This is a genomic window from Muriventricola aceti, from assembly GCF_025567565.1.
Classification (GTDB): Bacteria; Bacillota; Clostridia; order Oscillospirales; family Oscillospiraceae; genus Lawsonibacter; species Lawsonibacter aceti.
In genome coordinates, this window is the sequence record NZ_JAOQKF010000010.1 from 1 (window position 1) to 23,866 (window position 23,866).

General features: G+C 52.1%; 30 protein-coding genes and 1 pseudogene. 26 read left to right on the forward strand and 5 right to left on the reverse strand.

Annotation, left to right across the window (positions count from 1 at the left end):
- Positions 1-440 precede the first annotated feature (440 nt).
- Both OCV64_RS11165 and OCV64_RS11170 read left to right on the forward strand, forming a co-directional pair.
- Positions 441-1,043, forward strand: coding sequence for a ribonuclease domain-containing protein (locus OCV64_RS11165; protein WP_262670034.1), 603 nt, complete (start codon positions 441-443; stop codon positions 1,041-1,043).
- Complete coding sequence (locus tag OCV64_RS11170) at positions 1,040-1,351, forward strand: barstar family protein (protein WP_262670035.1); 312 nt, start codon at positions 1,040-1,042, stop codon at positions 1,349-1,351. Before OCV64_RS11165 ends, OCV64_RS11170 begins: the two co-directional genes overlap by 4 nt.
- 687 nt (positions 1,352-2,038) lie before the next feature.
- On the opposite strand, the gene OCV64_RS11175 is transcribed toward OCV64_RS11170, so the two are convergent.
- The 5 genes from OCV64_RS11175 to OCV64_RS11195 all read right to left on the reverse strand — a co-directional run bounded on the left by OCV64_RS11175 (position 2,039) and on the right by OCV64_RS11195 (position 6,750).
- Complete coding sequence (locus OCV64_RS11175; RefSeq protein ID WP_262670037.1) at positions 2,039-2,575, reverse strand: hypothetical protein; 537 nt, start codon at positions 2,573-2,575, stop codon at positions 2,039-2,041.
- The gene (locus tag OCV64_RS11180) at positions 2,559-2,849 is read right to left on the reverse strand and encodes a hypothetical protein (RefSeq protein ID WP_262670038.1); all 291 of its coding nucleotides are present in this window, start codon (positions 2,847-2,849) and stop codon (positions 2,559-2,561) included. Before OCV64_RS11180 ends, OCV64_RS11175 begins: the two co-directional genes overlap by 17 nt.
- Positions 2,850-3,306: 457 nt before the next feature.
- Positions 3,307-4,236, reverse strand: coding sequence for an Ig-like domain-containing protein (locus OCV64_RS11185; protein WP_262670039.1), 930 nt, complete (start codon positions 4,234-4,236; stop codon positions 3,307-3,309).
- Between the two features lie 27 nt (positions 4,237-4,263).
- Positions 4,264-5,418 (reverse strand): hypothetical protein, encoded by a 1,155-nt coding sequence (locus tag OCV64_RS11190; RefSeq protein ID WP_262670040.1) that lies wholly within the window; start codon positions 5,416-5,418, stop codon positions 4,264-4,266.
- Positions 5,419-5,877: 459 nt separating this feature from the next.
- Positions 5,878-6,750: a tyrosine-type recombinase/integrase gene (locus OCV64_RS11195; protein ID WP_262670041.1), complete on the reverse strand. Its 873-nt coding sequence runs from the start codon at positions 6,748-6,750 to the stop codon at positions 5,878-5,880.
- A gap of 448 nt (positions 6,751-7,198) precedes the next feature.
- On the opposite strand from OCV64_RS11195, the gene OCV64_RS11200 reads away from it, so the two are divergent.
- The 24 genes and pseudogenes from OCV64_RS11200 (at position 7,199) to OCV64_RS11315 (ending at position 23,858) form a co-directional block, all read left to right on the forward strand.
- Positions 7,199-8,314 (forward strand): hypothetical protein, encoded by a 1,116-nt coding sequence (locus OCV64_RS11200; protein WP_262670042.1) that lies wholly within the window; start codon positions 7,199-7,201, stop codon positions 8,312-8,314.
- A gap of 15 nt (positions 8,315-8,329) precedes the next feature.
- Positions 8,330-9,802 (forward strand): DUF6138 family protein, encoded by a 1,473-nt coding sequence (locus OCV64_RS11205; protein WP_262670043.1) that lies wholly within the window; start codon positions 8,330-8,332, stop codon positions 9,800-9,802.
- Complete coding sequence (locus OCV64_RS11210) at positions 9,799-11,181, forward strand: DUF6138 family protein (protein WP_262670044.1); 1,383 nt, start codon at positions 9,799-9,801, stop codon at positions 11,179-11,181. Before OCV64_RS11205 ends, OCV64_RS11210 begins: the two co-directional genes overlap by 4 nt.
- A 13-nt stretch (positions 11,182-11,194) precedes the next feature.
- Positions 11,195-11,473 carry a hypothetical protein gene (locus OCV64_RS11215; RefSeq protein WP_147571293.1) on the forward strand — a complete coding sequence of 93 codons (279 nt, stop codon included), beginning with the start codon at positions 11,195-11,197 and terminating at the stop codon, positions 11,471-11,473.
- A gap of 21 nt (positions 11,474-11,494) precedes the next feature.
- Positions 11,495-12,004 (forward strand): hypothetical protein, encoded by a 510-nt coding sequence (locus tag OCV64_RS11220; RefSeq protein WP_147571294.1) that lies wholly within the window; start codon positions 11,495-11,497, stop codon positions 12,002-12,004.
- Positions 12,001-12,234 (forward strand): immunity 17 family protein, encoded by a 234-nt coding sequence (locus OCV64_RS11225; protein WP_002576934.1) that lies wholly within the window; start codon positions 12,001-12,003, stop codon positions 12,232-12,234. Before OCV64_RS11220 ends, OCV64_RS11225 begins: the two co-directional genes overlap by 4 nt.
- Positions 12,235-12,247: 13 nt before the next feature.
- Positions 12,248-12,790 (forward strand): hypothetical protein, encoded by a 543-nt coding sequence (locus OCV64_RS11230; RefSeq protein ID WP_262670048.1) that lies wholly within the window; start codon positions 12,248-12,250, stop codon positions 12,788-12,790.
- Positions 12,791-12,831: 41 nt separating this feature from the next.
- Positions 12,832-13,032 carry a hypothetical protein gene (locus OCV64_RS11235; protein ID WP_147571296.1) on the forward strand — a complete coding sequence of 67 codons (201 nt, stop codon included), beginning with the start codon at positions 12,832-12,834 and terminating at the stop codon, positions 13,030-13,032.
- 39 nt (positions 13,033-13,071) lie between these two features.
- The gene (locus OCV64_RS11240; RefSeq protein WP_262670050.1) at positions 13,072-13,659 is read left to right on the forward strand and encodes a hypothetical protein; all 588 of its coding nucleotides are present in this window, start codon (positions 13,072-13,074) and stop codon (positions 13,657-13,659) included.
- Between the two features lie 12 nt (positions 13,660-13,671).
- Entirely contained in the window at positions 13,672-14,013 is a 342-nt protein-coding gene (locus OCV64_RS11245; RefSeq protein WP_033120482.1) for a hypothetical protein, read from the forward strand.
- Between the two features lie 7 nt (positions 14,014-14,020).
- Positions 14,021-15,100: an ankyrin repeat domain-containing protein gene (locus OCV64_RS11250; RefSeq protein WP_262670053.1), complete on the forward strand. Its 1,080-nt coding sequence runs from the start codon at positions 14,021-14,023 to the stop codon at positions 15,098-15,100.
- Positions 15,101-15,111: 11 nt separating this feature from the next.
- Positions 15,112-15,732 carry a hypothetical protein gene (locus tag OCV64_RS11255; RefSeq protein ID WP_262670054.1) on the forward strand — a complete coding sequence of 207 codons (621 nt, stop codon included), beginning with the start codon at positions 15,112-15,114 and terminating at the stop codon, positions 15,730-15,732.
- A gap of 13 nt (positions 15,733-15,745) precedes the next feature.
- Complete coding sequence (locus OCV64_RS11260; protein ID WP_394803833.1) at positions 15,746-16,339, forward strand: hypothetical protein; 594 nt, start codon at positions 15,746-15,748, stop codon at positions 16,337-16,339.
- Between the two features lie 14 nt (positions 16,340-16,353).
- Positions 16,354-17,193, forward strand: a complete 840-nt coding sequence (locus OCV64_RS11265) for a DUF2262 domain-containing protein (protein WP_262670056.1) — start codon at positions 16,354-16,356, stop codon at positions 17,191-17,193.
- A gap of 12 nt (positions 17,194-17,205) precedes the next feature.
- Positions 17,206-17,709 (forward strand): annotated as a pseudogene (locus tag OCV64_RS11270) (DUF2004 domain-containing protein).
- Positions 17,710-17,725: 16 nt separating this feature from the next.
- Entirely contained in the window at positions 17,726-18,136 is a 411-nt protein-coding gene (locus OCV64_RS11275; protein ID WP_240287948.1) for a hypothetical protein, read from the forward strand.
- A gap of 55 nt (positions 18,137-18,191) precedes the next feature.
- Positions 18,192-18,788, forward strand: a complete 597-nt coding sequence (locus OCV64_RS11280; RefSeq protein WP_240287949.1) for a hypothetical protein — start codon at positions 18,192-18,194, stop codon at positions 18,786-18,788.
- Between the two features lie 22 nt (positions 18,789-18,810).
- Positions 18,811-19,446, forward strand: a complete 636-nt coding sequence (locus tag OCV64_RS11285; RefSeq protein WP_262670059.1) for a hypothetical protein — start codon at positions 18,811-18,813, stop codon at positions 19,444-19,446.
- A gap of 26 nt (positions 19,447-19,472) precedes the next feature.
- Positions 19,473-20,027 (forward strand): SUKH-3 domain-containing protein, encoded by a 555-nt coding sequence (locus tag OCV64_RS11290; protein WP_147571305.1) that lies wholly within the window; start codon positions 19,473-19,475, stop codon positions 20,025-20,027.
- Entirely contained in the window at positions 20,024-21,028 is a 1,005-nt protein-coding gene (locus OCV64_RS11295) for a DKNYY domain-containing protein (RefSeq protein WP_262670060.1), read from the forward strand. Before OCV64_RS11290 ends, OCV64_RS11295 begins: the two co-directional genes overlap by 4 nt.
- Before the next feature lie 17 nt (positions 21,029-21,045).
- Entirely contained in the window at positions 21,046-21,591 is a 546-nt protein-coding gene (locus OCV64_RS11300; protein ID WP_186853049.1) for a hypothetical protein, read from the forward strand.
- Positions 21,592-21,607: 16 nt separating this feature from the next.
- The gene (locus OCV64_RS11305; RefSeq protein ID WP_262670061.1) at positions 21,608-21,934 is read left to right on the forward strand and encodes a DUF5713 family protein; all 327 of its coding nucleotides are present in this window, start codon (positions 21,608-21,610) and stop codon (positions 21,932-21,934) included.
- Between the two features lie 5 nt (positions 21,935-21,939).
- Positions 21,940-22,887 carry a DUF4241 domain-containing protein gene (locus OCV64_RS11310; protein ID WP_186853051.1) on the forward strand — a complete coding sequence of 316 codons (948 nt, stop codon included), beginning with the start codon at positions 21,940-21,942 and terminating at the stop codon, positions 22,885-22,887.
- Between the two features lie 11 nt (positions 22,888-22,898).
- Positions 22,899-23,858, forward strand: a complete 960-nt coding sequence (locus OCV64_RS11315; protein WP_262670062.1) for a RhsIA family immunity protein — start codon at positions 22,899-22,901, stop codon at positions 23,856-23,858.
- Positions 23,859-23,866 lie beyond the last annotated feature (8 nt).

Below are 23,866 nucleotides of genomic sequence, written 5' to 3' on the forward strand. Positions count from 1 at the left end.
CATCGCCCAGGACGGAAGCCAGCGGCTTCCATCCTGACCGACGCTCTGATTCACTAAGTTCTACCGTGCAGGTGTCCAACTTACACTTGCAATTTGCGGAAAAAGAATAGAATTCATTTTTCTAAAATATCATACCGATAAGAAAAAGCTGATCTCGGTGCGCATAACTGTTGTACTTGTAATGCCGGTTGAAGTGATTATATACCTTAAAATTCGGAATTTTAGTTTTATAGGATGAAAGCCTTGCTTGCTGCTTGCAAACCATTGATATTACTGGATTTCCACAGATCCTTTAATGACACTCGGACCAAGGGTAAGTCCTTATGGGACTTACCCTTTTATTTTGTAAATTAGCTTTTCTTGTTGCGTGGAAACGTGCAACTTTTGGCTGTTGGACGCCTATATGTAGAAGTTCTATTTTACATATAGGGGGAAATGGTGTGTACATCGTCAAGAAAACAGGGTATATTATCAGTAATTATTTTAGCAGCCATATTTTGCGCAAAGCGGCAAGGGTCACTTACGAAAGTAGACTGTGGAAGATCTGGCGCGCCATCATAACACCTGGTACTTGTTATTATTGTGCATCCATGAACGGCAGGATTCTTGCAGTTGATGATCCCAGAATCGCGGAAATTCCAGTCCACCCCAATTGTAAATGCCATGTAGAAGCAATGACCGCAATTGCTGTTGGGTCTGCAACAAAAGCAGGGAGTGAAGGTGTAGATTTGTATGTGGCAATTCATGGCAGACTCCCTGACTCTTATTTGACGCAGGATGAGGCAAAAGAGCGCGGATGGAAGAAATGGCTCGGTAATCTCGCCGATGTGTTACCCGGAATACTAATCGGAGGCGATATTTATAAAAACCGTGACCATAGGCTTCCTGTAGCAATCGGTCGAGTTTGGTATGAGGCGGATTTTGATTATGTCCGCGGGTATCGCAATGGTTGCCGATTGCTCTATTCAAATGACGGACTGATTTTTGTCACCTATGACCACTATTTGACCTTTTACGAAATTGGATTGGAGGCTATACGATGAAGGAAATTACTTTGGATTTTGCAGGAATCAATTCCCTATGGAAGTTACACGAGTATTTTAAAAAAGTATTCCAACTTCCAGATTACTATGGAAATAATATGGATGCTCTTTGGGATTGCCTCCACTGCTCCTTTGAATTTCCGACTACTATCGTCCTAAAAAACATTGAGAAGATTCCTTCCGAAATGAGAGAAGCTGTTGAGATCATGCTGGAACTTTTTCACGATCTTGAAGAAAGAGATGAAGAAGTCACAGTAGTCGTGGAAGCAGAAACAAAAATTATAAATATTTCAGACTATATAATCTGAACGGATAAAAAACCTCTTGCTTGCTGCGCTAAAACCATTGATATGGCTGTGTTTTTCCAAGTCCTATAATTACACTCCGACCAATTCCCCTTGGAGCAGACGCTCCAAGGAGAGTTTTTCTTTATTTTGCGGAGCAAATTTGGAAATTCACTTTTCTCCTATTGCCCGTTGGTAAATTTCGTCCAGCTTAATTTGCATTTCTGTATATATTGCATTTTTCTCATCTATTTCCTGAATGATATACTTTATATTCACTTTTGTAGTCATCATTATAAGCACGATAAACTTAACAAACGAAACAGAGGTGAGAACTGTAAATAATGTCATTATTTCAGCATAATGAGGGATTTCATACGGGACAAACACGCACAATACTGTTGCTACAAATGATTCAGTTAAACCTACTCCAATTAAAAAGAACAGTTGCCCTTCTACCTTATTTTTTAGTAATTCATCGTTTATTTTTGATGCAGATGTCGCATAAATCGACCATATTGTAAATATATTCCTATAATAACCGATGCAACACCTTCTATTCCAGAACACCAAGATTCAGAAAAATAATCCGCCAAGATTTGAGTTACTTCAGGAATGCGCCAAGATAGGTTTATCCACAGAATCCCTGACATAATAATTAACGCTTCCAATTTGCAATTTTTCCATACGAAAGAGATTATGAGATTGAGCTTAGACAACAGGCCTTTCCTCCCAAATCTTATTAATTTCATAGTCCTCCCCAATTTCTATTGAATTCGAAAAGTAATCTTGCACCTGCTGATAATACTTTGTTCGCTCGTTTCTGAGTATCTCGTCCATATTATTTAGAATATATCCAGTTCCTAACTGTGTTACCTTGATTGGAAAAACCCCTTTTAAAATAGTAGTGCTGTCTTTCAATTTTGCTATATCGATTTTCTCATCAGGCCCATTGCGATAATTAACAGTTATCTCGTTGCTACAATTTGCATCCAAGTTAATAGATTCCAAAAGTTCAATAAGTACTCCTATGTTGAGAGTTGCTTTTTTCTTTTTGCCTAAGCCAAGTGTTAGCGTAAAAGTGTTTGATTCCCTCGTCGTTTTAGAAAGCTCCATCAGCGCTTTAAGATGTTCATGGACACCTTTTTCTTCGTGAACTTGACCGGAAAGAAAATCATTTAATGGCCGACCTATATTTAAAGCAATTGTTACACTTCGCACTTCCTGTGCATTACAAATCTTCCTCAAGTGCTATATTACGCATTATAGGGCGGAGGCGAACTTTATATTCTACATCCGGCGGAAGATAAGAATTAAAATAATCCTCAATATCGTTGTCATTAGGCCCCGCAAGATTAGATGATAGTAGTGCGACGCGGTACCGCTTGTGATATGCAATCGAATTGACATCGAACATATCCTGCGGAATGTCAATCAATTTTTCAGTCGTTGGATTGCTTCCGAAAGGTTTGTTTTTCTCTTTGAGTTTTCCAATGGGAACAACCAGATAATCCTCGTCCATGTGATTCCACTTGTACGCATGAACGCGCATAATTTTCCCATTAATTCGGCGAATGACATTTTCAGGGGAATCTTCCACAACTTCTTGAAGTTTTTAAAAAGGGAACGATGGCACGAGATGTTACTTGTCCTCCGCCGCTGCTCTCAAATGCGATTGTGTAAGCCTTCATAAAATTCCCCATTGCTGACTCCTCCATTGTGTCAATTTATAATATTTAATATATCATGTCTGTTTCCCCATGACCAGCCATGCGAGACTCCCTTTTCATACTTAAGGCGGTTCCAATCGTTTTTTGTTTCATGTTCCGCAAGTTCTGATTCGTGGGTTGCGGCAAAATGGAGCTGAGTGCTCTGAATATGAGGCGTCAATCCGGACATCTGAAAACGCAAACATCCCCGCCTTTTATCGTTTCCATGCGGTACTTGTAAAAGGAACGGGAGTGTTTTTGACCACAGTTTTAGGTCCGACAGAGCCGTGTATAATAGCAGCTGAAAGAAATCAAAACCAGTAAGGTCACAATCTGGGCACGGGTGCAGCTCATGTCCGGGCTGAACGTGGTGGTGGAGGTGCCGCTGGTAATGCCCTGCTCCACAGCCCACTTCACCTCGTCGGCGTAGTAGGCGCTGGCGGGCACGTCCGCAAAGGCGGGGGCTTCCGGTTCAGTCTCGATCAGCTTGAAGCTGACCTCCACCTCTACACGGGTGCCGGGCATCTTGAAGGTGTACTTGCCGTTCCCCTTGTCGGTCAGGTCAAGCTCCCTGCCCTTGCTGTCGGTCACGGTCAGCTCGTCCAGCTCATAGCCCTTGTCGGGATCGACGGTGATGGTGACGGTGTTGCCCTGCTCGGCGTAGCGGTGGCTGGTCTTGACCTCGCCGCCCTTCACGTTCTTGGGCAGGGTGACGCTGTAAGTGGGGTCGTCGTCATCGGAAGAACCGCCGCCGGAGGTATAGGTGGTCACAGTGACCGTACAGGCGGCGCTTACATTTCCGGCGGTTACAGTAATCGTTGCAGAGCCGTTGGATACAGCGGTGACCAGACCGCTCTCATTCACAGTGGCGACGGCTTCGTTATCGGAGGACCATGTGACGGAATCGGCGGTATTGTCCGGTGTTACGTTTGCAATCAGTTGGACGGTGTTCGGCGTGGTATTGCTGTACGGGGTCACGCTGGTCTGATTCAGAGAAATGCTTTCGGCAGGGAGGTCGTTTTGCGTTACATCGCCGTCCTGGTCCACACTGCCGCCGTTGGGCAGCTCGGTGGTGCCGTTGGAATCGGTGACGGAGCTGCCAGTGCCCAGCATGATGTTGCCATCGTTGTCCATATAGCTACCGCCAGTTTCGCCCCCGTCGTTCTTGCCCACGGTGATGGTGGTATCGCCCTTCTGCACCTTGGAGCCACCGGCCAGAGAGATAGCCTAATCATTGTTCTCTGTTGAAGAAACCTGGCTCTCAGCTCCTTCTGCAAAAATCAGTTTTCCTCCGTTTTCTACTGATATGGCAGGTTCACCAACAGCGGTAATCGTATTCTCTCCCTCTTTACCACTCATTACACCAACAGTTCCACCAGGGAGAGTAAGTGTAGCTCCACTCTCTACTTCAAAAACAGGAGACGTTCCAGAACTTTCAAACTCGCCACCTTTTATAGCGACCGATGCACCGTCTTTAACACGAACTGCCGGAGCTTCACTCGAACTGTGCTTTAGTACAGTAGCCAGTTCCGAAGAGTTGACTCTTTGATATGTCGGCATACCTGTTTCCGTATTACCAGCTGAACTTGGCCCCGCCTCAAAGATAAATTCTCCGCTCTGTACCTCAACAAGAGGTTCACTAGACGTGTCATCTTCACTCCGCTCGATTTGGAAGCATCCCGAATGAACGGTTCCATCCTCTACTATAATGGCAGGCTGTCCTTCGGGTGCAATGAGAACGTCTGGAACCGCATTTATTTCTTTAGGTGTGCCGTAACGATTTTCCAGAATCAGAGTTCCTACCTCTGATACTACAATAGGTTCTGACAAGTGAATCTCAATTGCCTGAGTGTCGGTATATCCCATTTCTACACTGGGACTCTGATTCCGGAACATCAGAGTTCCGTTCTCAATTTTGATTTCACCGTTAAAGTTCAGCGTTGTTACGCCTTCCCAAAAGTAGTTGCCAATTCTGGTGTCACGTTTTACAATAAATTTATCTGTAAAGGTAAGTGCATCCTCTCGTGCTTTGGTAATCTGAAGCCACATAGGGCTTTCCTCTGTAAACGCCAATGTCTGTTTTTCCGGCTCTGCATACCACATAGACATTCCATCTTTTAATGGGCCAGACTGAACCAAGTGAGATGACGGATCAGCATACCAACCGTATAAAGTATCAAGAGAATCTGTCGCTGTAACTGGTATAACCGCACCCGGATTCAAATCTTTTTGAATAGTTGCCGTCTTACCAGAATAATAGGTCACTGGTGCCAGTGTAATCAAACGTGCTACATCGTCAGTCGAGGCCGCAGCAGCTTGCAAAGGCACAGCTCCTAATATTATGGTAGATGCAAGAAGTGTAGATAAAATGCGTTTCTTCATTCTGTTTTTCCCCTCTCTATCTATGTAAAAATCATTTATGCCTGCCCCCACAGGCCGGGAAAACGCGAGATCACTTGACTGTCCCGGCAACGCCCCCCAGTTCTTTTGACAGGCTCCCGCCCGTCTTTTCTGTGGAAAGAACGTCCGCAACAACATTCTTTCCGTTCTGTCGTTTTGGGCAGAAAAAAAGACCACAACAGAATTTCCGTTCTGTTGTAGTCCATTTTAGGATAAAGGCCCAAAGGCCCTTTGAGACAGGCCCGTTATACCCCTTTTCGACAAAAAGCACCAGTCAAAACTGAATTTTCCCACGCCAAATCAGGCGGCGCAGAACAAACCACCTGCCCCGTCTGATTGGCACGCCGAAAATCGGAAAATCACTTGCTATTTTCCCACTTTAAGGCTATAATCCACTTATGTAATGCTACATAAATTGGCAGGACTACAACAGAACGGAAACTATGTGGTCAAGACAAGGCCCATGCGCTCCATCTGCCGGGCGTGGACAGCCCCGCTCTCCATGGTGTAGACGCGGGTGGTGTTTACGCTGGAGTGGCCCAGAATGTCCGCCAGCCGGGACAGGTCCTTTTCCAGTGTGTAATAGGTCCGGGCGAACAGGTGGCGCAGGTTGTGGGGAAAGACTTTTCCCGGCTCCACCCCGGCGCTGTCGCAGAGCTTTTTCATGTCCCGCCAGATGTTAGAGCGATCCAGGGGCTTTCCCGTCCGGGTGGTGAATACAGGATTTTTGACGTCCGCCGGTTGGGCGGTCTTTTTTTGTGCCTGGAGGTATGTTCGCAGCAGGCGGCGCAGCTTGTCCGGGAGAAAGACGGTACGCCGCTTGCCCTTGTTGGCGATCTCCGCCCGGCCCGTCTCCACGGCCTCCACGGTGATACATTTCAGCTCGCTCACCCGGATGCCGGTGGCGCAGATGGTTTGCAGGACCAGAGTGAGGCGCCGGTTGCCGTCCAGCTCCGCCGCCCGGACCAGCCGGACGTACTCGCTCCGGGTCAGCTCCCGGCCCTCGTCACAGAACGGAGACTTTTGAATGTTCAGCAGCTTCACGGCGCACTCCCGCCAGCCCATGAAGCGCAGAAAGCCGTTGACAGCGGCGATCATGCTGTTGACCGTGGCAGGGGCGTGGCGCTGGGCCAGTTCCTCCTTCCAGCCGATCAGGGCGGCCTTGGTAACGGGCCGCTCCGCCAGATGGCGGCCCAGGGCCTCCAGGTCCCGGACGTACTTTTCAATGGTGCTGTCCGCCCGCTCATCCTCCCGCAGATGAAGGACATAGCGGCGGAGCAGGCCGGGGGTGAATTTGTGGCATTTTGGTTCCATAGCGGTATCTCCTTTGGTGTCCAGATATCGCTATTGTACAGGATCAGGGGGACATGATACGAACCGGAAGGTAAAAGCTTTTTCCTGTTAAGATTAATGTAAATTTTGGTTGATTATTTTCTCGTAATTCGGTATGATGAAAATAAACGATTCCAGCATATCATTTCCTTTGAACGAATCCTCCAGCCGTACAAGCATTGACATGATAAGAGTGTACACTGTATGTATAGAATCTGGAGTAATACATCTGGAACCTTTGGAAAATGCGTATGAATCATCCAATAACGGCCTCGTTTCTATATAAAAAACTGATTTTCTCCCAAGAAGAAACCACATCCGCCGGTGGATGTGGTGTTTCCCTCGCGGCCTTTTCACGCCCCGCGTCAGCCTGTCCAAGTGACAGAGCGTCGCGGGGCGTTTTTCTATCATCGGAAAGGAGTCGAAAAATATGAGCCTGAAATATACCTGCCCCGGCTGTGGGACCCCTTTGGGCTATGACGGATTGTGCTGGAAATGCAAGTGTGAGCAGGAGCGAAAAACTGCATTGGCCTGGACACCGGAACAGATTGCCGAGAAGCAGAGAAACCTGATCCAGAACATCCATCGGCTTGCTGATATGGAGGACCCCGAATGTACCGACTTCTGGCAGCTTCTGGGCTACCGGGACGCCATCACCCCGGAAATCCAGCGGGCGGCGCTGGCCGCAGGGGTGTTCTGGCCCTGCGAGATCTATGATCGCGCTCCCGCTGATGTGGGGGAGCGCCTGATCCGTGCGCTGCTGTCCACAGAGGATTCCAGTGAAGCGTCCAACCTGATGTGCTGCCTTGCTTTCCAGGGCGATGACCGGGCACTGGAAACGCTGTTGGAACTGGAGAAGCATCCCCGCTCCTGGCGCAAGAAGCTCTATGTAGACCCGTCCATTTACGCCCAGTGCGGCGGCTGGACCTTTAACAAGGAGGGACAACGGATCGAACTCAACTTCGATACCTGCTTTTCCTTCGTCAAGGGAGCCCCCGGTGAAGTGTCCCCCGTCCGCATCGGGCGGGCACGGGAGGACACCTGTCCCCACTGCGGCGGGCGGATGGCGGACATGCTGGTATTGGACGGCCGGGACGAGCGGCTGAAGTTTCTGGGGCTGGACGGCATTCTGACCGCCACCTGCTGTCCCAACTGCGTGGGCTTTCTGAAAGGCCCCGCTTTCAACCGCTTTACTCTGGACGGCGGCGTAGAGGTCTTTCCCTCAGAGCTCTTTGACGGGGCGGGAAAGATGGACTGCTATGTCCGGCCGGAGGACTACAGGTCCCTTACCGAAAATCCCTTCGTGCTGGGCGGTGCGCCTGTGCCCCTGTTCTATGGCGCCGCCTGTGACGATGTGAACACCGTCGGCGGCTTTGCCAACTGGGTTCAGGACTGGGAATACACCGCCTGCCCCCACTGCGGAAAGCCCATGAAATATCTGGCCCAGATCCAGTGGGATACTTTGATGGACGGCACAGAGGGCACACTCTACATCGAGTTCTGCCCTGACTGCCAAATCGTATCCATGCAGCACCAGCAGACCTGATAGGAGGAAATCGCTATGAATTTGCCAAAGTTCAACAGTGCGGACGGGCGCTGTTACTGGATGAAGCCCGAGGTACAGGAGGAACTGCAGCCGCTCTTTGACCAGTGCATCCAGGATGCCATTGACGGGAGAATCACGCGGCTTGATTCCCTCTGGCCGCCGGTAGTGGTTAGCAGTCAAGGTGCGCCCTTTGAGGTGTGGCAACTGCTTAGGGCGTGGACCGAAATACAGCGGGCCGAGACCCTGGATGCGGAAAAGGCCATCGCCTTCAGCGAAAACCTGCGCCGCCAGAGCCGGTGGGGTGAAATTGACCACCATCTACTTGATATGCTGAAACGGGAGCTGCAAGAGAAGTATTTTGTTGCAACAGGCAATGAAGATGATCACTTCTGGGATCGGGAGTATTCCCTGAAACCAGGCATTCGTGCAGAGGAGGTCCCGGAGACGCTGCTGCGTTTTGCCTGCTATGTGGCGGTGAGCTATAAGGTATATGGTATGGACTTTCAGTATCTGGACACCAATTACCTCTTTGGATTGGTGGAGAAAGTCCGTCCGGATATGGTGAAAAAGCTCCGGGAACATGGGACCGGCAGGCTGCCGCGCTCTCTGCAAAAGCGGAAAACAGAGCACTTCACCGCATCGGCCAACGATGCCTTTGCCGTGATCCGTATTACTGCCAGGGACAGTACAGAGGAATGCTATGCCGAAGTGCTGAACTACCTGTGTGAGCTTCTGGAGCAGGAGGATTTTCCCCGCAGCTATGCGGTGGAGTTCAAAGGACCGGAAAAGAGTTATCTTCCCATCACAGGACTGCCCAAAAAGGGAGTAAACCAGTTCTTTGCCTGTGCCGTACAGTACCCCGGCCTCCATCCCCTGATGGAACGGTACGCCCGGCTTGCTATGCGGCAATATGAACAGTACACCAATCTCAGCGATGGGCAGTACGCGCTCCCCGGCAGCTTTGCCGTGTTCGCCCTGGGAATGCTGGGGCAAGAGTGGCGGCAGCTTATCTGGGATTATCTCGACCTCTGTGATGATGAGCACTCCCACTTACAGGAAAAATTCCTCAGAGAGTATGTAAAACAGTTCGGATTTACCGCCGATACCGTCCCTGTATTTGTCCGTGGGGTGCTGTCCATGCAGAACATGAAGTATTCCAAGGACTATGCCGCATGGATGGCAAACTCAGAGAGCCTGGACGCTCTGCTGGAGGCAAAAATCCACCTGTCTGAGATCGTTCCAAGCGGTTTCTCCTCCGACGAGGACGACGATGACGAGGATGAAGAACCCACCGAGGAAACAGAAGCCAGCCCGGAGGAAGTGCTGCAATACGCATGGGAAACGGTCTGCTATGTGATCTGGGGCAAAGCCAGCGCCAAGGGTGGTCAGAAAGTGGTGGAATCAGCTTCAGAGGAACTGAAAGAACTATACCGACAGATTTTTATTCCGATAATGGAGAACCTGGAAGAAAGTGGTGGCCTGCTATGAGCTTGCCAAAGCGTGACGGCGTGCATGGCCGCTACTACCTGATCCATAAACCGGATACTGACCCCGAGGTGCTGGAACACGCCGATCAGTGCATCCAGGATGTGTTGGATGGAACTGCAAAAGAAAACCATTCCGGCTATCCGGTGGTCGTTCGGACCCAAAGCGGAACACCCTTTCTTCCCAGCCAGCTGCTGGAGCGGTATCTGTCCAAACTGCCTTTGCAGGGATTCCCCTATGAGGAAGCTGTTATCTTCTGCGATGCCCTGCGGCGGCTGGTTGGCTGGGAAGAGATCCGCTATACATTGGAGAAGTATATAGAACAGCAGGTGCAGGAGCGGTTCTTCCTTGTGGGAGAGCGGGACGATGGGTTTACAGTCTTTCCGCCCTGTACGGTGTGGCCGGAGTTGCGGCCGGAGGATGTGGACGAAGGGCTGCTGCGCTTTGCCTGCTATGTGGCGGTCTGCTGCACGATGTATGGGCAGAGCTTTGAATCTCTTAAAACCGAACACATCCTCGGTCTGGTTTCCCAGCTCCGTCCCAACATGGTAAAGGAACTGAAAACCAATGGCAGCGGCAAGCTGCCGAAGGACATCCAGCGGCGTAAGACGGAGCATTTCACCGCATCGGCCAATGATGCTTTCGCCACCGTCCGCATTACCGCCAGGGACTCCACCGAGGAATGCTATGCTGAAATCCTGGACTACCTGTGCGCGGTGCTGGAGCAGGAGGAATTTCCCCGCAGTTACTCGGTGGAGTTCAGAGGAAAGGAGAAAATCTATCTGCCCATTCCCGGCCTGCCCAAGAAGGGAGTCAATCAGCTCTTTGCCTGTGCTGTGCAGCACCCCAATCTGCATCCGGCTATGGAGCGATACGCTCGTCTGGCTATGCGGGAGTTTGAGTGGTACAACAACCTCCCCGATGAAGCCTGCGCCATGCCCGGTACCTTCGCCGTGTTTGCTCTGGGGCTAGAGGGAGAACAGTGGGCACCGCTGGTGACGGAGTATCTGGATCTCTGTGACGATGAGCACTCCTCCCTGCAAGAGAAATTCCTTCATGCCTTGATCCGGAAGTTTGGTTTTCAACCATGGACGCTGGGGGTATTGGTGCGGGGCGCATTGTCTATGCAGTGGCTGGAGCCTGCCAGGGAATTCCGCAGCCTGATCGCCAATGCGGAAAGCCTGGATGCGCTGCTGGCAGTCAAGCGCCGCTTTTCCGCTTATCTCCTGCCGGAAGAAAACGAAGACCCGAAATTCCAGGCCATCGCTTGGCAGAGCCTGCTCTGGGCCATCTGGGGCCCGGCCTCCGAAAACGGCGGCAGCAAGGTCATCAAGTCGGCGCCGAAGGAACTGAAAGAGAAATACCAGCAAGTATTTTCGTAAGGAGGGTTCTATCATGTGCGAGCACTGCCGAAACATTCAAACATGGAGAAAATTTGACGCCCCAAAGGACTACCTGGCCTGCATTGCTTATATTCAGCAGTTGGTGGGACAAGGCCAATTTGAACTGATGACAGAGGAGTCCACCTGTCCGCTGGAGAAGGTAAAGACTGAGGATGGATGGGCAGACGAAATTATGGCTCACATGATCCGGTGCAAGCACTGTGGCCAGATTTTCACCTGTGTAGTCAACACCTGGCGGGGCAGCGGACACTTCAAAAAAGGCAAAGGATGACACAGAAAAGGCGGTGAAACGATGAATCAGACAGAAGAAACAAAACTGCTGGAGTATATTGAGCAGTGGAATGATGCGGACGAGTTCTCCCGATGTATTGAGGCTATCGAAGCCATCCCGGAGCAGGAGCGAGGTTATTTGCTGACCGTTAAACTGAGCCGGGCTTACAGCAATCTGGCGGTCCTGGGAAATCATGGAGTGCATGGGACCGACGGTGAAGTGGACGGGGATCTCATCCGACACGCCATTGATCTGCTGGAATCCGTCCGCACCCAGGGAGAGGACGATCCCTACTGGAACGCCCGGATGGGCTATTCCTGCCTGATGGCATACCGCTCCGCAGCCACCGCCTATACATACGCAAAACGCTGGCTTGCCCTGGCCCCGGATGACCCGGACGCCCAAAAACTGGTCCGGGACTGCGAGAAATATTTAGAAGAAGAAAAAGCCTTGGAGATGGATTGGAAAGAGCGGGAGGAGATCATCCGAAAGGAAACTCCTGATGATGGAAAGAGGGTTATATGTAAATGAACAGCGAGCAAATCACAGCATTTTTGCAGGAGCATTGGTACATTGCCTCGGTGCTCATCGGGGCCGTGATTTTAATTGGGGCGATCCGCAACTGGAATTGGCTCTGCGACCCCACCGGCACACGGGATGCCCACCGCCACAGCAGAGGATACCGGCGGGTGGTGTTCTTCCTGCTGGGCGTCCTCCTGATCGTAGTGAGCATCTGGGGATTTGTGCTGAAATTGAAGTAGGAGGAGAAAGACTATGATGACTGAAAAATATCCTACCTGGCTCATCGGACATGTGAAAGGATGGGCGGAGAATCGTCTGCCCACCGTGACGCTCTGTTCTACCACCGGCAGTGAACTGCTGGAGGTTTGGTATTACGGAGATCTGCTCACGGTGAAGGGAGAGCCTCAATCCTATATTGTAGATGGGGACGAGGCCCCCGGACTGGTGGCGGCCCGTGACCCGGAGAGCAGTGAGGAGTTTGTCATCTTCGACGGCGGGCGGCATGGCTACGACAATATGTTCTGCGATAAACACGATCCATCTGAATTGGAACACCGCCCCCTCAAGCGGTATGAGATCCCCGCCTCCAAGCTGGTGCTGGAGCTGGGGTACAGCGTGGACTACGAGGATGAAAAAGAGGACTTCGAACCTGATGAGGCGGATACCGTGGAACTGATCAACGGCGGGCGTATGCCCTGGGAGCAGGTCAAGCGGGACGGCATCGACTATATCGCCCTTTACTATGTGAACGAGAGTGGAAAACAGGTTCAGATTCTGGACGCAGAGCTGGCGTAAGTACAGCTATTCTATCCTTTGATAATCCGAGGAGGCGCCCCATGAACCAAGAAGAACAGATCCGCCTCTACCGGCTGATGGAAAAGCTCAACTGGTTCTTCCATCAGGAGATGCACTATTTGAACCGGGATATTGCGGAACAGACCGCGCGGGAGTGTTACCCGGAGATTCGGGAGTTTACATATGATATTTTATGGAACGACCTGCCCAAAGAGGCGCAGGAACAACTTGAGGAGGATTAACTCCAATCACTTTACACTGACCCAGGAGGTGGAACCGCAATGTCCATAACCGCCTATAAAGTTGAAGCCGTCGGACATGACCGAACCGGCGAAGACTATGGCTATGTGAATATCATGTACCGCTATGGCAACAAGCAGTCCTGTCCTCGGCCAGATCAATGTGAAAAGATAGAAGTTATGTGGGCGGATGAGAGCGTCTACGGGCCGCCTGCTCCTGGCAGCAAGGTGGGCGACTTTATAAAGACATGGCTGATGGGCTCCTGGGACTGCGGGGTATTTACCCACCGGGAGATCGCCCAGCGGCTCATGGATACCTTCACCGGTCTGAAGCTCAAGGAACTGGCGTGGTTTGAGAACCCCAGGGAAAAGACTCTGAAAAATGGCAAACCGCGTGCGCACCGGGCCAAGTGGCTGCCGGAGCGGGAGGTGGATCTGGTGTATCTCTACTCCGACTACTATATTGACGCAAGAGAACCTACTTCTGCCCAAACCGACTTTTTCACCGTTACAAGGATGGACGCCTGGGGCGTGAGCACCTGGTTCATGTGTACCCCAGAGGCCGCCGGGAAGTTGCTCGCCATGGATTTCAACAATCTGGCCGTCCAGGAAACCACCATTGTGGGATAGGAGTGATACAGCATGATCGGGACAGATGAAAACCGGGCGGTGCTCCATGTGGAGGTCATCTTCTGGCGCGGCAAGCGAAAGACTCCCCCCAGCCTGGTCAGCGGAAAATATTGTCCTCATTTTGCAGTCACAGGGACCACGGAATATCTGGGAGTATGCTTTCTGGACGGAACTGAGTGTTCATTTGATGAACCGGCTTTGGGAAATGCCCAACCCCTCTATCCGGATACTATTGACTACGCTCCGCTGGAAAATAATGCGGAATTTTTGATCTATGAGGGAGCCAACGCGGTTGGCAAGGGCCGGGTACTGGGCCGGACGATACCCTATCAAGTGAAACAACAACGAAAGTAGGTGCCTTATGTACCAAATTGCATATATTGGCCGTTGGGAAACTCTTCCGGAAACGGCTGCCGCCATCTGTGACCATAATATTCCCGTGCTGGAGGCGTTGCTCCAAGGCGGTCTGGATTTAGATGTTCCCATCCAGCTTAGTGAGTATATCAAACTGATGCCATTGGAGATCGCAGTTTTTCGGAATGATGTGCCCATGATCCACTTCCTGCTGGAGCATGGAGCGGATCCCGGTCTGGCAGAGGAACAGCCCCTACTGCTTACCGCCGCCCGCTGTTGCGGGCCGGAGGTAGTCGCTCTCTTTGCTGGACAGGCCGCAAAATTCAGCCCGAAGCAGAAAGAGCGGGCCTTCCAGGAAGTGCGCTGGGGCAAGCGCCCGGAGAATATCCCGGTGCTGGAACAGGCCGGGATCACGGTGGGCAAGTTTGGCGGGGAGGCATTCCGGGCCGCTGTGTCCGAGGGCAATACCAAACTTGCCCGCCTGCTTCTGGAAAAAGGGGCAGATATCAATTACCACAAGCCGGACATGGTGTTTCCGAACGCCTCCACCCCTGTCACTGAAGCTGTCCGACACAAAAATCTCCCTATGGTGCGCTGGCTCATTGAGCAAGGAGCTGACATCACCATTGCCGACAAATACGGCGACCGGCCTTACACCGTGGCGGTGCAGAACAAAAATCAGGAGCTGGCTGACTACCTGAAGGCCCTGGAACCGGAGGACTGGCACAACGAGCAGGAAAAGGTCCGGCAGCTCATGCCCTATAAGCTGCCCGCCAAGCTGGTGGAATACTTGAAAACCGGCCCCCTGCGTTTGGAATTTCCGGAGCAGGAATGGGTGAAGTGGGCAGAGCTCTACTCCTACATGGATGTACAGGAGATGACCTGGAAACGGAAGAAGCTGCTCTCCCTGATGGTGCAGATGGACAACTACAGCGACTACCTGCTGCTTTGGAGCCCCAGGGACAAGAAACTCTGGTATCTGGACATCGAGCATGAGGAGTTCCACCCCCTGGCCAAATGGGATGACTTCATTGCAGACCCAGGCCGGTATCTGAACGGGATGATCGAGGGCGAGTTTGAAGCATAAGGAGTAAGGTCATGACATCGATAGACTTTCTGAACAAGGTACATAACATCCTGGATTCCCAGGAATACAGCCTCTCTTACTCTCCGGCCAAGTCCAAAAACTATATGCTGTACTGCAATGGTAACTTTATCGGCGGCCTGTTTGACGAGGAGTTGTGCTTCGTCTATGCCGACAGTGTGAGCGAACTGCTGGGACACCCGGAACCCGTCTACCGCGGCTACTCCAGCACCGCCCGGCACAGGATGCTGGTGATTCCGGAGGAGCACTGGGAGAAGGCGCTGAAACTGCTCTATGCCGAGAAATTTGACTGGAGCCGTTTGGTGTACGACATCACCTACACCAGCATTGGCGCGGCTGTGGTGGAGGACTTCTACGACGAGAATGTAGTGTTCCTGCGCTTCTGCTTTGAAAAGGAACTGCTGAAAAAGAATCCTCTGGACCGGCAGGGCCGTATCCTTCGGATGGTCTATCTCAATCAAGATTTGACAGAAGCGGGCAAATATCTATTCCCCAGACTGATGCAGAAGTTTCTTGTTTTTACAGACCGCAGCGGGAAAACCAGCCTGGAAACCATGCTGAAACGGTGGTACACCGCGCTGGAGAAGGAATACCGCAAGCAGGCGGCGGGATAAGGAGGGCAATAACATGATGACAGAAGAAAACAGAACCTATATTACTCAACTCAAGGTCACGGATGTTCCGTGGCACCGGCTCACCACCGCCTATGGCCGGGGGACGGAGTTTCCCGCACACCTGACGGTACTGGAGCAGATGTGTGACTTGGCGTCCGTCAAAGAGTCCCTCTATGAGCTCACCACCAACATGGAGCACCAGAGTACCCTTTGGCACGCCACCCCTTTCGGCATGGTGTTTCTGAGCCGGATTCTGGGGAAGGCCCTCGCGGAGAGCGGACAAAACTCCGCAGCCCATTTTCTGGCCGGGGAACTACTGGACTTCTTTGCCTGCATCCTCCAGTGCTTCCACGATGGAGATGAGCTGGAGCACGCCTCTCCCCTACCCTGCTTCTCCGATTTGTTAAAGGAAGAATACCTGTGGTCGGAGGAATACGACGAGGAAGAAGATGAGATGCGCTACGAGGAGGACGAGGTGTTCCCCGCAAACGAATTTTACAGCTTCTATTACTACTCCTGGCAGGCGGTGCTGGCCTGCCGGGATATGTTGGAGCAGGCCCCGGAGGAGTTTGCCGAACCTGCCGCCGCGGTGCTGAAACTGCTGTAAAGGAGGTCACACACATGTTTGAGGAATTCTATGAGATGTACGAGCCCGAGGAGCAGGAAGTGGTCGCTCTGATCAATCGCTGCATTGGGGGCGGATTTAACTGGAAAGGCAACTTTTGGGAAATGACCGTTGTGACGCTGGGCATGGTGTTCTGTGACACCGGCAAAGTCACCACCAAAGAGGAACGGCTGGAGTGGCCAGTCACCGATGAGGAACGAAACAGCGATAAGGGCTGGGGACGCTTTGGCCGCGAGCAGATCTGCCGCCTGAAGATTCGCCGGATGAAAGAAGAATGGGCAAAGGATCTGGTGGCGTGGCCCTGGTGTATCTCCGAGATAGTCAAGGCCCATGAGGACTGCCCGGAGCTTCAGGCCGTTCTGGACGAGTACCACAAGCCGGCGGTGATCCAGGACCAGGTGCTGGGAGAACTGACACTGGACAAGGACCATGATACCTTTGAGGGCGAGATCCAGTGGTGCGGAAAGGATGTGCACCTTTCCCTTGAGGTCAATGCGGAGAGCAAGCCCTCCTGGACCCGCGCCCGCAGTGCCGCCAAGAAGCTGCTGGCCGACTGTGAAACCTGGGACAAGGCCATGCGGGAGCTTGCGGCCAAGAACCTGACTGGGCTGGCCAACGACTGGCTCTCCCAGGATGAGGACAACCCCCGCGATTCGGAAACAGACCCCATCACGGAGGAAGAACTTGCCCGGCGGATCAGCATGACCAGCCTGTCCGTCACCTCCGGCGGCAGCTTCACCGCCTGGTTTGACTGCGACGAGATGTTCACCGACCATGCGGTGACGGTCTATGGCTCCTTGAAAAAGGGCCTTAAAGCTGCCAACATTGAGGGATAAGGAGGCGCAGAGATGAAGCTGAACTGTAAACGCATTGATTTACCATATACCCCCGGCGAGGAAATCTTCAACTTTCCCGAATAATCGGGACTGCCCTTTCTCTTCGATGTGGAGGAAGAACTGACTGCTGATCCTACTGCTATGGATGCGGTGGGAGAAATGCTGGATGAGGCGGAGAAATTGGCGGAAAAGGCCAAAGCCGCCATCAAAGCGGCGCTGGCGGACGAGGACAGCCGCTACCATAGCATTGTGACATTTTTCATGGAGTTCCACCGGGACGAGGTAGGCCCGGATATTGCGGCGGAACTTTTTCCGGGAACCGACCCATCCAAGCTGTCCTTTGCCGAGATGGTGGACTTTTTGAAGCTCAAGCGGTTTGGCAGCCTGGTGGATAGCGAGATGAATCAACAAGTTTTCATTATGGATCTGTCCTTCAACCCGGAGATCACCGACGAGCTGATGGTGGTCTACTTTGATTTGAACAAGGAGATTTTTTGTATTACTCATGAGAGCTGAGGAAAGAGCGTTACCTATGGAAAAAGCGGCTGCTGTTAACACCTGCTTAGGTGTTTTGAAGGGACGGGACTGCATCTATCTGGATCAGGTGAAACAAGATGATCTGAACAATCTGACCTTTATGGGGGACATCAATGGCCATCTAATCTCCCAGCACAGTGACGAAAAAGACTGGTTTCCCTACACACTCACCTTCCGGCGGGTGCTGACCTATTTTGCCTGTGAATTGGACACCTATGAAAGTCTGGCTGGGACGGGGCGTCTGGATGGCAGCTCTTTTGATTTAATTGAGGATAGCACCTGGCTGAAGTCTTTGCCGGTGCGGGAGGACTTTGACAAAGGCATCTATCGGCACTACCGGCTGTTTACATACGATGATGTTTACAACATCATTGCGGTTTCCTATGAGTTTGCGGCAGAGTTGTAAATGTCTGAAATATGGATAATCATTGAAAGAATCAAGCCAGGAAGGGGGCGCGGCAATGAAACAGAATAGCAAACGGCGCAAATATCTGCCCACACTTCTGGTTCAGCAGATCCGCCTGCAATGGTATAAAGACTGCCGGGGCGGAAACGCGGCCGCACAGCGGAACCAGTATCCCAAAGCCATGCGGCTGCCGAAAGACTTCTTCTCTTACTATTCCTTTGGCCTGCCTACACACTTTGTATCGATCTTACAGAGGCCCGATGGATTTCAGATCGATAGGGACTGTCGCAGGCTGATGGAATGGAAGCCGAATGGCACAATGCGGCTTCACCCTTTCGAACTGATTCAGCAGGAGTCCGGAATCCAGGTGCGTTACCGCTATGATTGGCATATTGGTGCGATACCAGAGCGATATACCTACGATAAGGCCGGGCAAAAACAGCCCCTCAATGAACTGGCACTGGATTTGGCTCCCGGTGAGTATGGAAGCGCTGTCTGCAATGGGCGGTTCCGGGACTGGGATACAGGAATCTGGTATTATGTACTGGATATTTTGAATGTGATGCCGCTTACAGAACCCACTGACTCATTGACCAGTTTTACGGACAGAGAGCCTAATAAGATATATACCCAGATCGACCGACTGTGGTGACGAAAGACAGGAGGATAACCACATGATTTCCACAAAAGATTTATCTGGCCTTCCCAATGCGGAGCGCCTGAAAAACTTCTGCAAAGGGCTGGCAGCTCTGGACATCATCATGGTGGAGGAGGAATGGAGCTTCATCCGCCACTATACATACAACCCCGCATGGCGCAAAGGCAAAGAGGCATTCTTTGCCACTGATGGCAGTGACCAGAGCATGATCGTCATGTTTGCGCCGGAAGGCTGTGTAATCAACGGTGTGGACTCTGAACTCTATGACTGGGAGGAAAAACTTCCCCGTATCGAAGACCTGACAGATGGGATGCCCCCTGCTTTGCAAAAACTTATGGGCAGCCGTGAAGTCAAAAAGATGAAAAGCACCTTCTGCGTCTGGACAGAAGATGGCACCACCTGGCACTGCAATCCCATGGACGGCGAGGACGCATCCATGGATCTGCTCTCCACGATTGATGGCAATCCGTTGAGCTATGCGGAGTACGGGAAGTGGTTTTATCCGGCCAATCTGCCTTTGGAAGCTGTGCGCCAGCTTGCGGACGGGGTGCCGGTGACAAAAGAACTGGTCACTGCGTTGAACCCTAAGCGCAATGAATGGGAAGAAATCAAGGCGGGCCTGGGCAAGATTGGGTATCCAAATGAACTTTGATTCACAGCAGACAGGAGATGAATTGAATGATCAAAGAACGCATTCCCATCTCCGGCGATCTCAAAAGCAAGGTCAAGCAGCTGATGGAGTACGCCGGATGGCAGGAAGGCCGCAGTGTGGATATTTCCATTGCGGAGCAGTATTACGCCGCTCATGGCATCCCGATGATGAAGACCACCCAGCGATTTTACCGTAAGTATTTCGGCCTGTGCTGTGAGTGGTACCTGGCGCAGAAAAAGCTGAACTGGGCGGCTGACTTCCAATTCGCTCTGTTCCCTTACCTGGTCAATGGGATCAAAAATCATTTGGAAGAAGCCTTTTTTCGGGATATGTCCGGCTGTGAGCTGGCGGAGATCGAGCAGGCAGCTGGTCAGAAGTGCCAGCCCATCGGTCACATCGGCTATTACTACCCGGCAGAGGTTTGGATCTCGGAGTACGGGAAACTGTATGCAAAATATGAGTATCAGGACGAGATTGAGTGCTTTCCCGATGTGTTTGCCCTGATTGAACGGGAACTGCGGCAGTGCAAATTTGATTCCGCCGCTATGAAAACCGTTGGGGCACTGGACGGAAAACTATGAAACAGGACTTTACTACTTGGCGCAATCAAATATTGCAGAATCCGTGTGACATTTCACCGCTGAAATTCGGAATGTTACAGGATGAGGTCATAGAAATTTTTGGGAATCCCGATGATGTTTCCACCATGGGAAGCGGCGGGAAACCTTTGATCCTCAAATATCATGACATTGAACTGCATTTCGATAGAAAGGCCCCTCATGGGCTCTACTTAGTGTATAGCGACGACGAAATCGAACTGAGCTTAACAGATCATCACGAAGAACTGCTGCAGCCGATCACCAACACAGAGCCGGTGGACAACGAATTTTTCCTTCGGGATGGAGCCGTCTATTTCTCTGGCCTATATGAAAACGGCTTGTTGAAGGGTGTTTCGCCCAAAGACTTCTGCTGTTGGCATTACTGGGGCAAATCCTCTACGGCCTGCTTTCTCGGCGGGATTCGCCTGCGTGGAGCAGACCCGGCATCGTTTCGGGTGTTAAACTATGCCTACGCAATGGATAAAACAGCCGTCTACACCACCAGCGGGAGAATCCCAGATGCAGATCTGGCAGCCTTCCAGGTGTTGGACAAGGGCCAGAACGATTCAGGCGCGCCCCAGGGATATGCAAAGGACAGCCGGCAGGTCTACTTCCATAATGGGGACGGAAAGGTGAAGATCATCAAGGGCGCGGAAGTTTCCTCTTTCCGCTCGTTGGGCGATACCTATTTTGCCAGGGATGAGAAACGGATCTATGCCTACGGCAAGCAGCTCCCCAATGTAGAGCTGACTTCCTGGGAACTGCTTGGGCACTGGTATTCCCGCGATGTCAAGCGGGTGTATTATCTCAACCGGGAACTCAAGGGAGCGGATTGGGACAGTTTCACAGTCTACACTCCTATGGACGCAGCTCCGCTTGCCGATCATCTGGCCCGTGACAAGGAACATTTTTACCAAAATGATGAGGTAATTGAAGAAACGCTGTGGCGGGAAAGGCTGCACGAGTTAATACAAGAACAGTAAACGGAGGGAAAACGGCTATGGACTATTTGAAGATACTGCATGAAAACCCTGATTTGGCAGAGGAATTTGATTCGCTGTTTGACTTCTTCCTGCTGGATGAGTTGTCCCCGCGGGATGACGCAGAAGGCCGATGCACCTTTTCCCTGCCCGGCATGGCGTTTGCCAGGGATGGCTCCGGCGGAGAATACCACCTGTTGGAAGATGGCTCCATCGGCTATTACAGCAGCGAAGGCGAGGCAGGCCGTCTGGCTGAGAGCATGGATGACCTTTTTTCCCTGCTTGTGAGCTGTATTTGCTGGCACGACTGCTGTGACACAAAGCTGTATGTGGATTCCAAAACATTGGAGGAGTATGGGCAGAGGCAGCGCAACTGTAACTTGGAAGATATGGATGTGGACAGCTTACGGCGGGTGTCTGATGCCCTCGGCATCCCTACTGGTGAGCCGCTGGCTCCGGTTCTGGAGCGGTTCCGCAACGCAACCCAGCGTGAGCCTCTGTATCAGTGTATATTTCACGAGGACGACGGAAGCCTGACCGAATCATACGGTTTGATGTTTGAATGAGAAAGGAACAATCCCTATGAAAGCATTTGACCCCAATTACAAACTGCTGGACGAGATGTATCAGGACGATTACTATCCTGCTTTTCTGGTAGACAAGGTAAAGGACGAGCTTCAGAAGGTCATCGACCTGCTGGAGAGCGGTGAAACCGACACCGAAACGGTGCAGGAAACGCTGGACGAGGCGGTCTGCGGCATCAACGATCTCCAGGAGGAGTTTGACGAGCACGACAGCGAGATTGAAACGGTGGCACGGGAGTGTATCGCGGCAACTGTGGCCTACATTCTAGAGTGGTTTGGCATCCCCATTGACACCGAGGAGGCCATCCGGGAACGGGACTGGTGATCCTCATGGCAGAAAAAGAACTGGCCGTTTGTGATGAGTGCGGCAGCCTGTTTTTCAAAGGCTCATCAAAGATGATGGGGCTGTGCCCGGAATGTGCCCATATTCTCTATGGCTACCCGAATTGTGACCATCATTTCCAGAATGGCCGGTGTGTGAACTGCTGCTGGGACGGCTCAAAGAGTGTGTACATCAAGAAACAGAATCAACAGGAGGAAACTGATATGCCTACAACTGAATGGCTGAACAAATACGAATCCATCAAGGATAAACTGACCTGTAAAGATGACTTGGAGGCCCACTTCACAGAGAAAGTGATTGGGAACATGGGCGTGGATGTACTGGACATCGGCGCCGTCCATTTCCCCACCGGGCAGATCTTCGCCTGTGATCCGCTGGTGGAGCTGGAGGACACTCTGCCGTTCCTTCAAACGATCCCCGCCGGAACTTATCCGGTGAAAATCTGCGTGGTGCCCAGCGAACAATACGGCGACCGCTACGCCTGCGTCAAGGTGGAGGTCAGCCAGGAAAAGCCTGTCCGCTATGAGCTGGGCATGACGGGCAACGAGGAGTTGGACGCGGCGCTGGGAGATGACGACTACTTCGGTTTCGGCGTGGATGCCGGGATGGGGTGTATCGCGGACATCCAGACCCAGGCGGCCTTCAAGACATACTGGGCCAAGCGGCTGGAGGAGGACCCGGACATCGACCCCTACAACGACCTGTTCTGCGACTTACTGGAGGAAAACGCCCAAGCCCACCCCAAATATCAGGGAGACTGCGGCGACTGGCTCAACTGGACAGTACCGGACACGGACTGCAATCTGCCCATCTTCTCCTCCGGCTGGGGTGACGGTTACTATCCCGTCTACTTCGGCTATGACGCCAAGGGAGACGTCTGCGCCGTGTATGTGCGCTTCATCGACATTGAAGCCTGTTATAGAGAGCAGGAATAAGGAGGCACGCTATGGAATGGCCAAAACGGGCACGGACAGCGGACTGGGAAAACGGTGTCCTGACCTTGGATGGAGAGAAGCAGTTTGAGATCCCGGAGCTGACCGCCGAAATCATAGGGCGGCTGGCCGGTTATACCCTGGCGGGTTTCCACACAAAGGGATTCCCGGTGACGGATGAACTGCTTGCCCCCTTTGCCGGGCATAAAAGCATGGTCAACTTCGGCGTGGAGAAGGGCGCGCTTACCGACGCTTGTTTCCCCGTCTTTTCCGCCATGCCCAAGCTGCGCTATCTACTGCTGGACGGAAATGCCGCCATCCACGGCGGCGGCCTGTCCGCCCTGCAAAGCTGTAAGCTGGACCTTCTCACCCTCAACCACACCGGGCTGGACGACGTTGGACTGCTCCAGGCATCCTCCATCCCCAAGCTCTCCCACATCCAGATCGACCATACCGCTGTGACATACGAGGGCCTGCTGGCCATCGCCGGCAACAACTACATCCATCCGGTGGCCCATAAGCAATTCACCAAAGAGCAGATGGAACACTTCTCCCAGCTCCAACGAGAAAAGGCCAAAAAGCCCATCCAGCTGGATGAGCAGGCGGTGGAGGAATGCCGCAGGGTGTTGTCCGCGTTCTTTGCCGAGATGACGGAATGGGAGCAGTACATGGAGCAGGCTGGGTTTGAGGATGCCCAGGCAGTGCCCCGCCTGCTGGCGATCTGGGAGAAGTATGTGAGCGAAAAGCCCCGTATGGGCTACCGGCCTCTGGGCCTCTCGTACAGTGCCCAGGGCACCTACAAGGGCGAGCAGTTCCTGGACGCAGAGCAGATTACCAAGAACAAGCTCTACATCTACACCAGAGAGAAAAACACCGGCTTTGACCGCCGCTTTCTCATGAAGCGTGTGGGCGGAGGCTGGATGATCGACGCGGTGCAGGAGCGGCTGGACGGCTGGCAGCGCACAGGATTGTGAGGCATCAC

What these genes read in the sequence shown, in the direction of transcription:
- OCV64_RS11245 (WP_033120482.1), top strand. Translation starts at nt 13,672, where the DNA reads ATGATCGGGACAGATGAAAACCGGGCGGTGCTCCATGTGGAGGTCATC.
- OCV64_RS11205 (WP_262670043.1), top strand. Translation starts at nt 8,330, where the DNA reads ATGAATTTGCCAAAGTTCAACAGTGCGGACGGGCGCTGTTACTGGATG.
- OCV64_RS11310 (WP_186853051.1), top strand. Translation starts at nt 21,940, where the DNA reads ATGGCAGAAAAAGAACTGGCCGTTTGTGATGAGTGCGGCAGCCTGTTT.
- OCV64_RS11170 (WP_262670035.1), top strand. Translation starts at nt 1,040, where the DNA reads ATGAAGGAAATTACTTTGGATTTTGCAGGAATCAATTCCCTATGGAAG.
- OCV64_RS11215 (WP_147571293.1), top strand. Translation starts at nt 11,195, where the DNA reads ATGTGCGAGCACTGCCGAAACATTCAAACATGGAGAAAATTTGACGCC.
- OCV64_RS11305 (WP_262670061.1), top strand. Translation starts at nt 21,608, where the DNA reads ATGAAAGCATTTGACCCCAATTACAAACTGCTGGACGAGATGTATCAG.
- OCV64_RS11290 (WP_147571305.1), top strand. Translation starts at nt 19,473, where the DNA reads ATGATCAAAGAACGCATTCCCATCTCCGGCGATCTCAAAAGCAAGGTC.
- OCV64_RS11220 (WP_147571294.1), top strand. Translation starts at nt 11,495, where the DNA reads ATGAATCAGACAGAAGAAACAAAACTGCTGGAGTATATTGAGCAGTGG.
- OCV64_RS11235 (WP_147571296.1), top strand. Translation starts at nt 12,832, where the DNA reads ATGAACCAAGAAGAACAGATCCGCCTCTACCGGCTGATGGAAAAGCTC.
- OCV64_RS11315 (WP_262670062.1), top strand. Translation starts at nt 22,899, where the DNA reads ATGGAATGGCCAAAACGGGCACGGACAGCGGACTGGGAAAACGGTGTC.
- OCV64_RS11240 (WP_262670050.1), top strand. Translation starts at nt 13,072, where the DNA reads ATGTCCATAACCGCCTATAAAGTTGAAGCCGTCGGACATGACCGAACC.
- OCV64_RS11210 (WP_262670044.1), top strand. Translation starts at nt 9,799, where the DNA reads ATGAGCTTGCCAAAGCGTGACGGCGTGCATGGCCGCTACTACCTGATC.
- OCV64_RS11180 (WP_262670038.1), bottom strand. Translation starts at nt 2,849, where the DNA reads ATGGACGAGGATTATCTGGTTGTTCCCATTGGAAAACTCAAAGAGAAA.
- OCV64_RS11260 (WP_394803833.1), top strand. Translation starts at nt 15,746, where the DNA reads ATGATGACAGAAGAAAACAGAACCTATATTACTCAACTCAAGGTCACG.
- OCV64_RS11250 (WP_262670053.1), top strand. Translation starts at nt 14,021, where the DNA reads ATGTACCAAATTGCATATATTGGCCGTTGGGAAACTCTTCCGGAAACG.
- OCV64_RS11265 (WP_262670056.1), top strand. Translation starts at nt 16,354, where the DNA reads ATGTTTGAGGAATTCTATGAGATGTACGAGCCCGAGGAGCAGGAAGTG.
- OCV64_RS11230 (WP_262670048.1), top strand. Translation starts at nt 12,248, where the DNA reads ATGATGACTGAAAAATATCCTACCTGGCTCATCGGACATGTGAAAGGA.
- OCV64_RS11300 (WP_186853049.1), top strand. Translation starts at nt 21,046, where the DNA reads ATGGACTATTTGAAGATACTGCATGAAAACCCTGATTTGGCAGAGGAA.
- OCV64_RS11195 (WP_262670041.1), bottom strand. Translation starts at nt 6,750, where the DNA reads ATGGAACCAAAATGCCACAAATTCACCCCCGGCCTGCTCCGCCGCTAT.
- OCV64_RS11295 (WP_262670060.1), top strand. Translation starts at nt 20,024, where the DNA reads ATGAAACAGGACTTTACTACTTGGCGCAATCAAATATTGCAGAATCCG.
- OCV64_RS11200 (WP_262670042.1), top strand. Translation starts at nt 7,199, where the DNA reads ATGAGCCTGAAATATACCTGCCCCGGCTGTGGGACCCCTTTGGGCTAT.
- OCV64_RS11225 (WP_002576934.1), top strand. Translation starts at nt 12,001, where the DNA reads ATGAACAGCGAGCAAATCACAGCATTTTTGCAGGAGCATTGGTACATT.
- OCV64_RS11285 (WP_262670059.1), top strand. Translation starts at nt 18,811, where the DNA reads ATGATTTCCACAAAAGATTTATCTGGCCTTCCCAATGCGGAGCGCCTG.
- OCV64_RS11190 (WP_262670040.1), bottom strand. Translation starts at nt 5,418, where the DNA reads ATGAAGAAACGCATTTTATCTACACTTCTTGCATCTACCATAATATTA.
- OCV64_RS11255 (WP_262670054.1), top strand. Translation starts at nt 15,112, where the DNA reads ATGACATCGATAGACTTTCTGAACAAGGTACATAACATCCTGGATTCC.
- OCV64_RS11280 (WP_240287949.1), top strand. Translation starts at nt 18,192, where the DNA reads ATGAAACAGAATAGCAAACGGCGCAAATATCTGCCCACACTTCTGGTT.
- OCV64_RS11275 (WP_240287948.1), top strand. Translation starts at nt 17,726, where the DNA reads ATGGAAAAAGCGGCTGCTGTTAACACCTGCTTAGGTGTTTTGAAGGGA.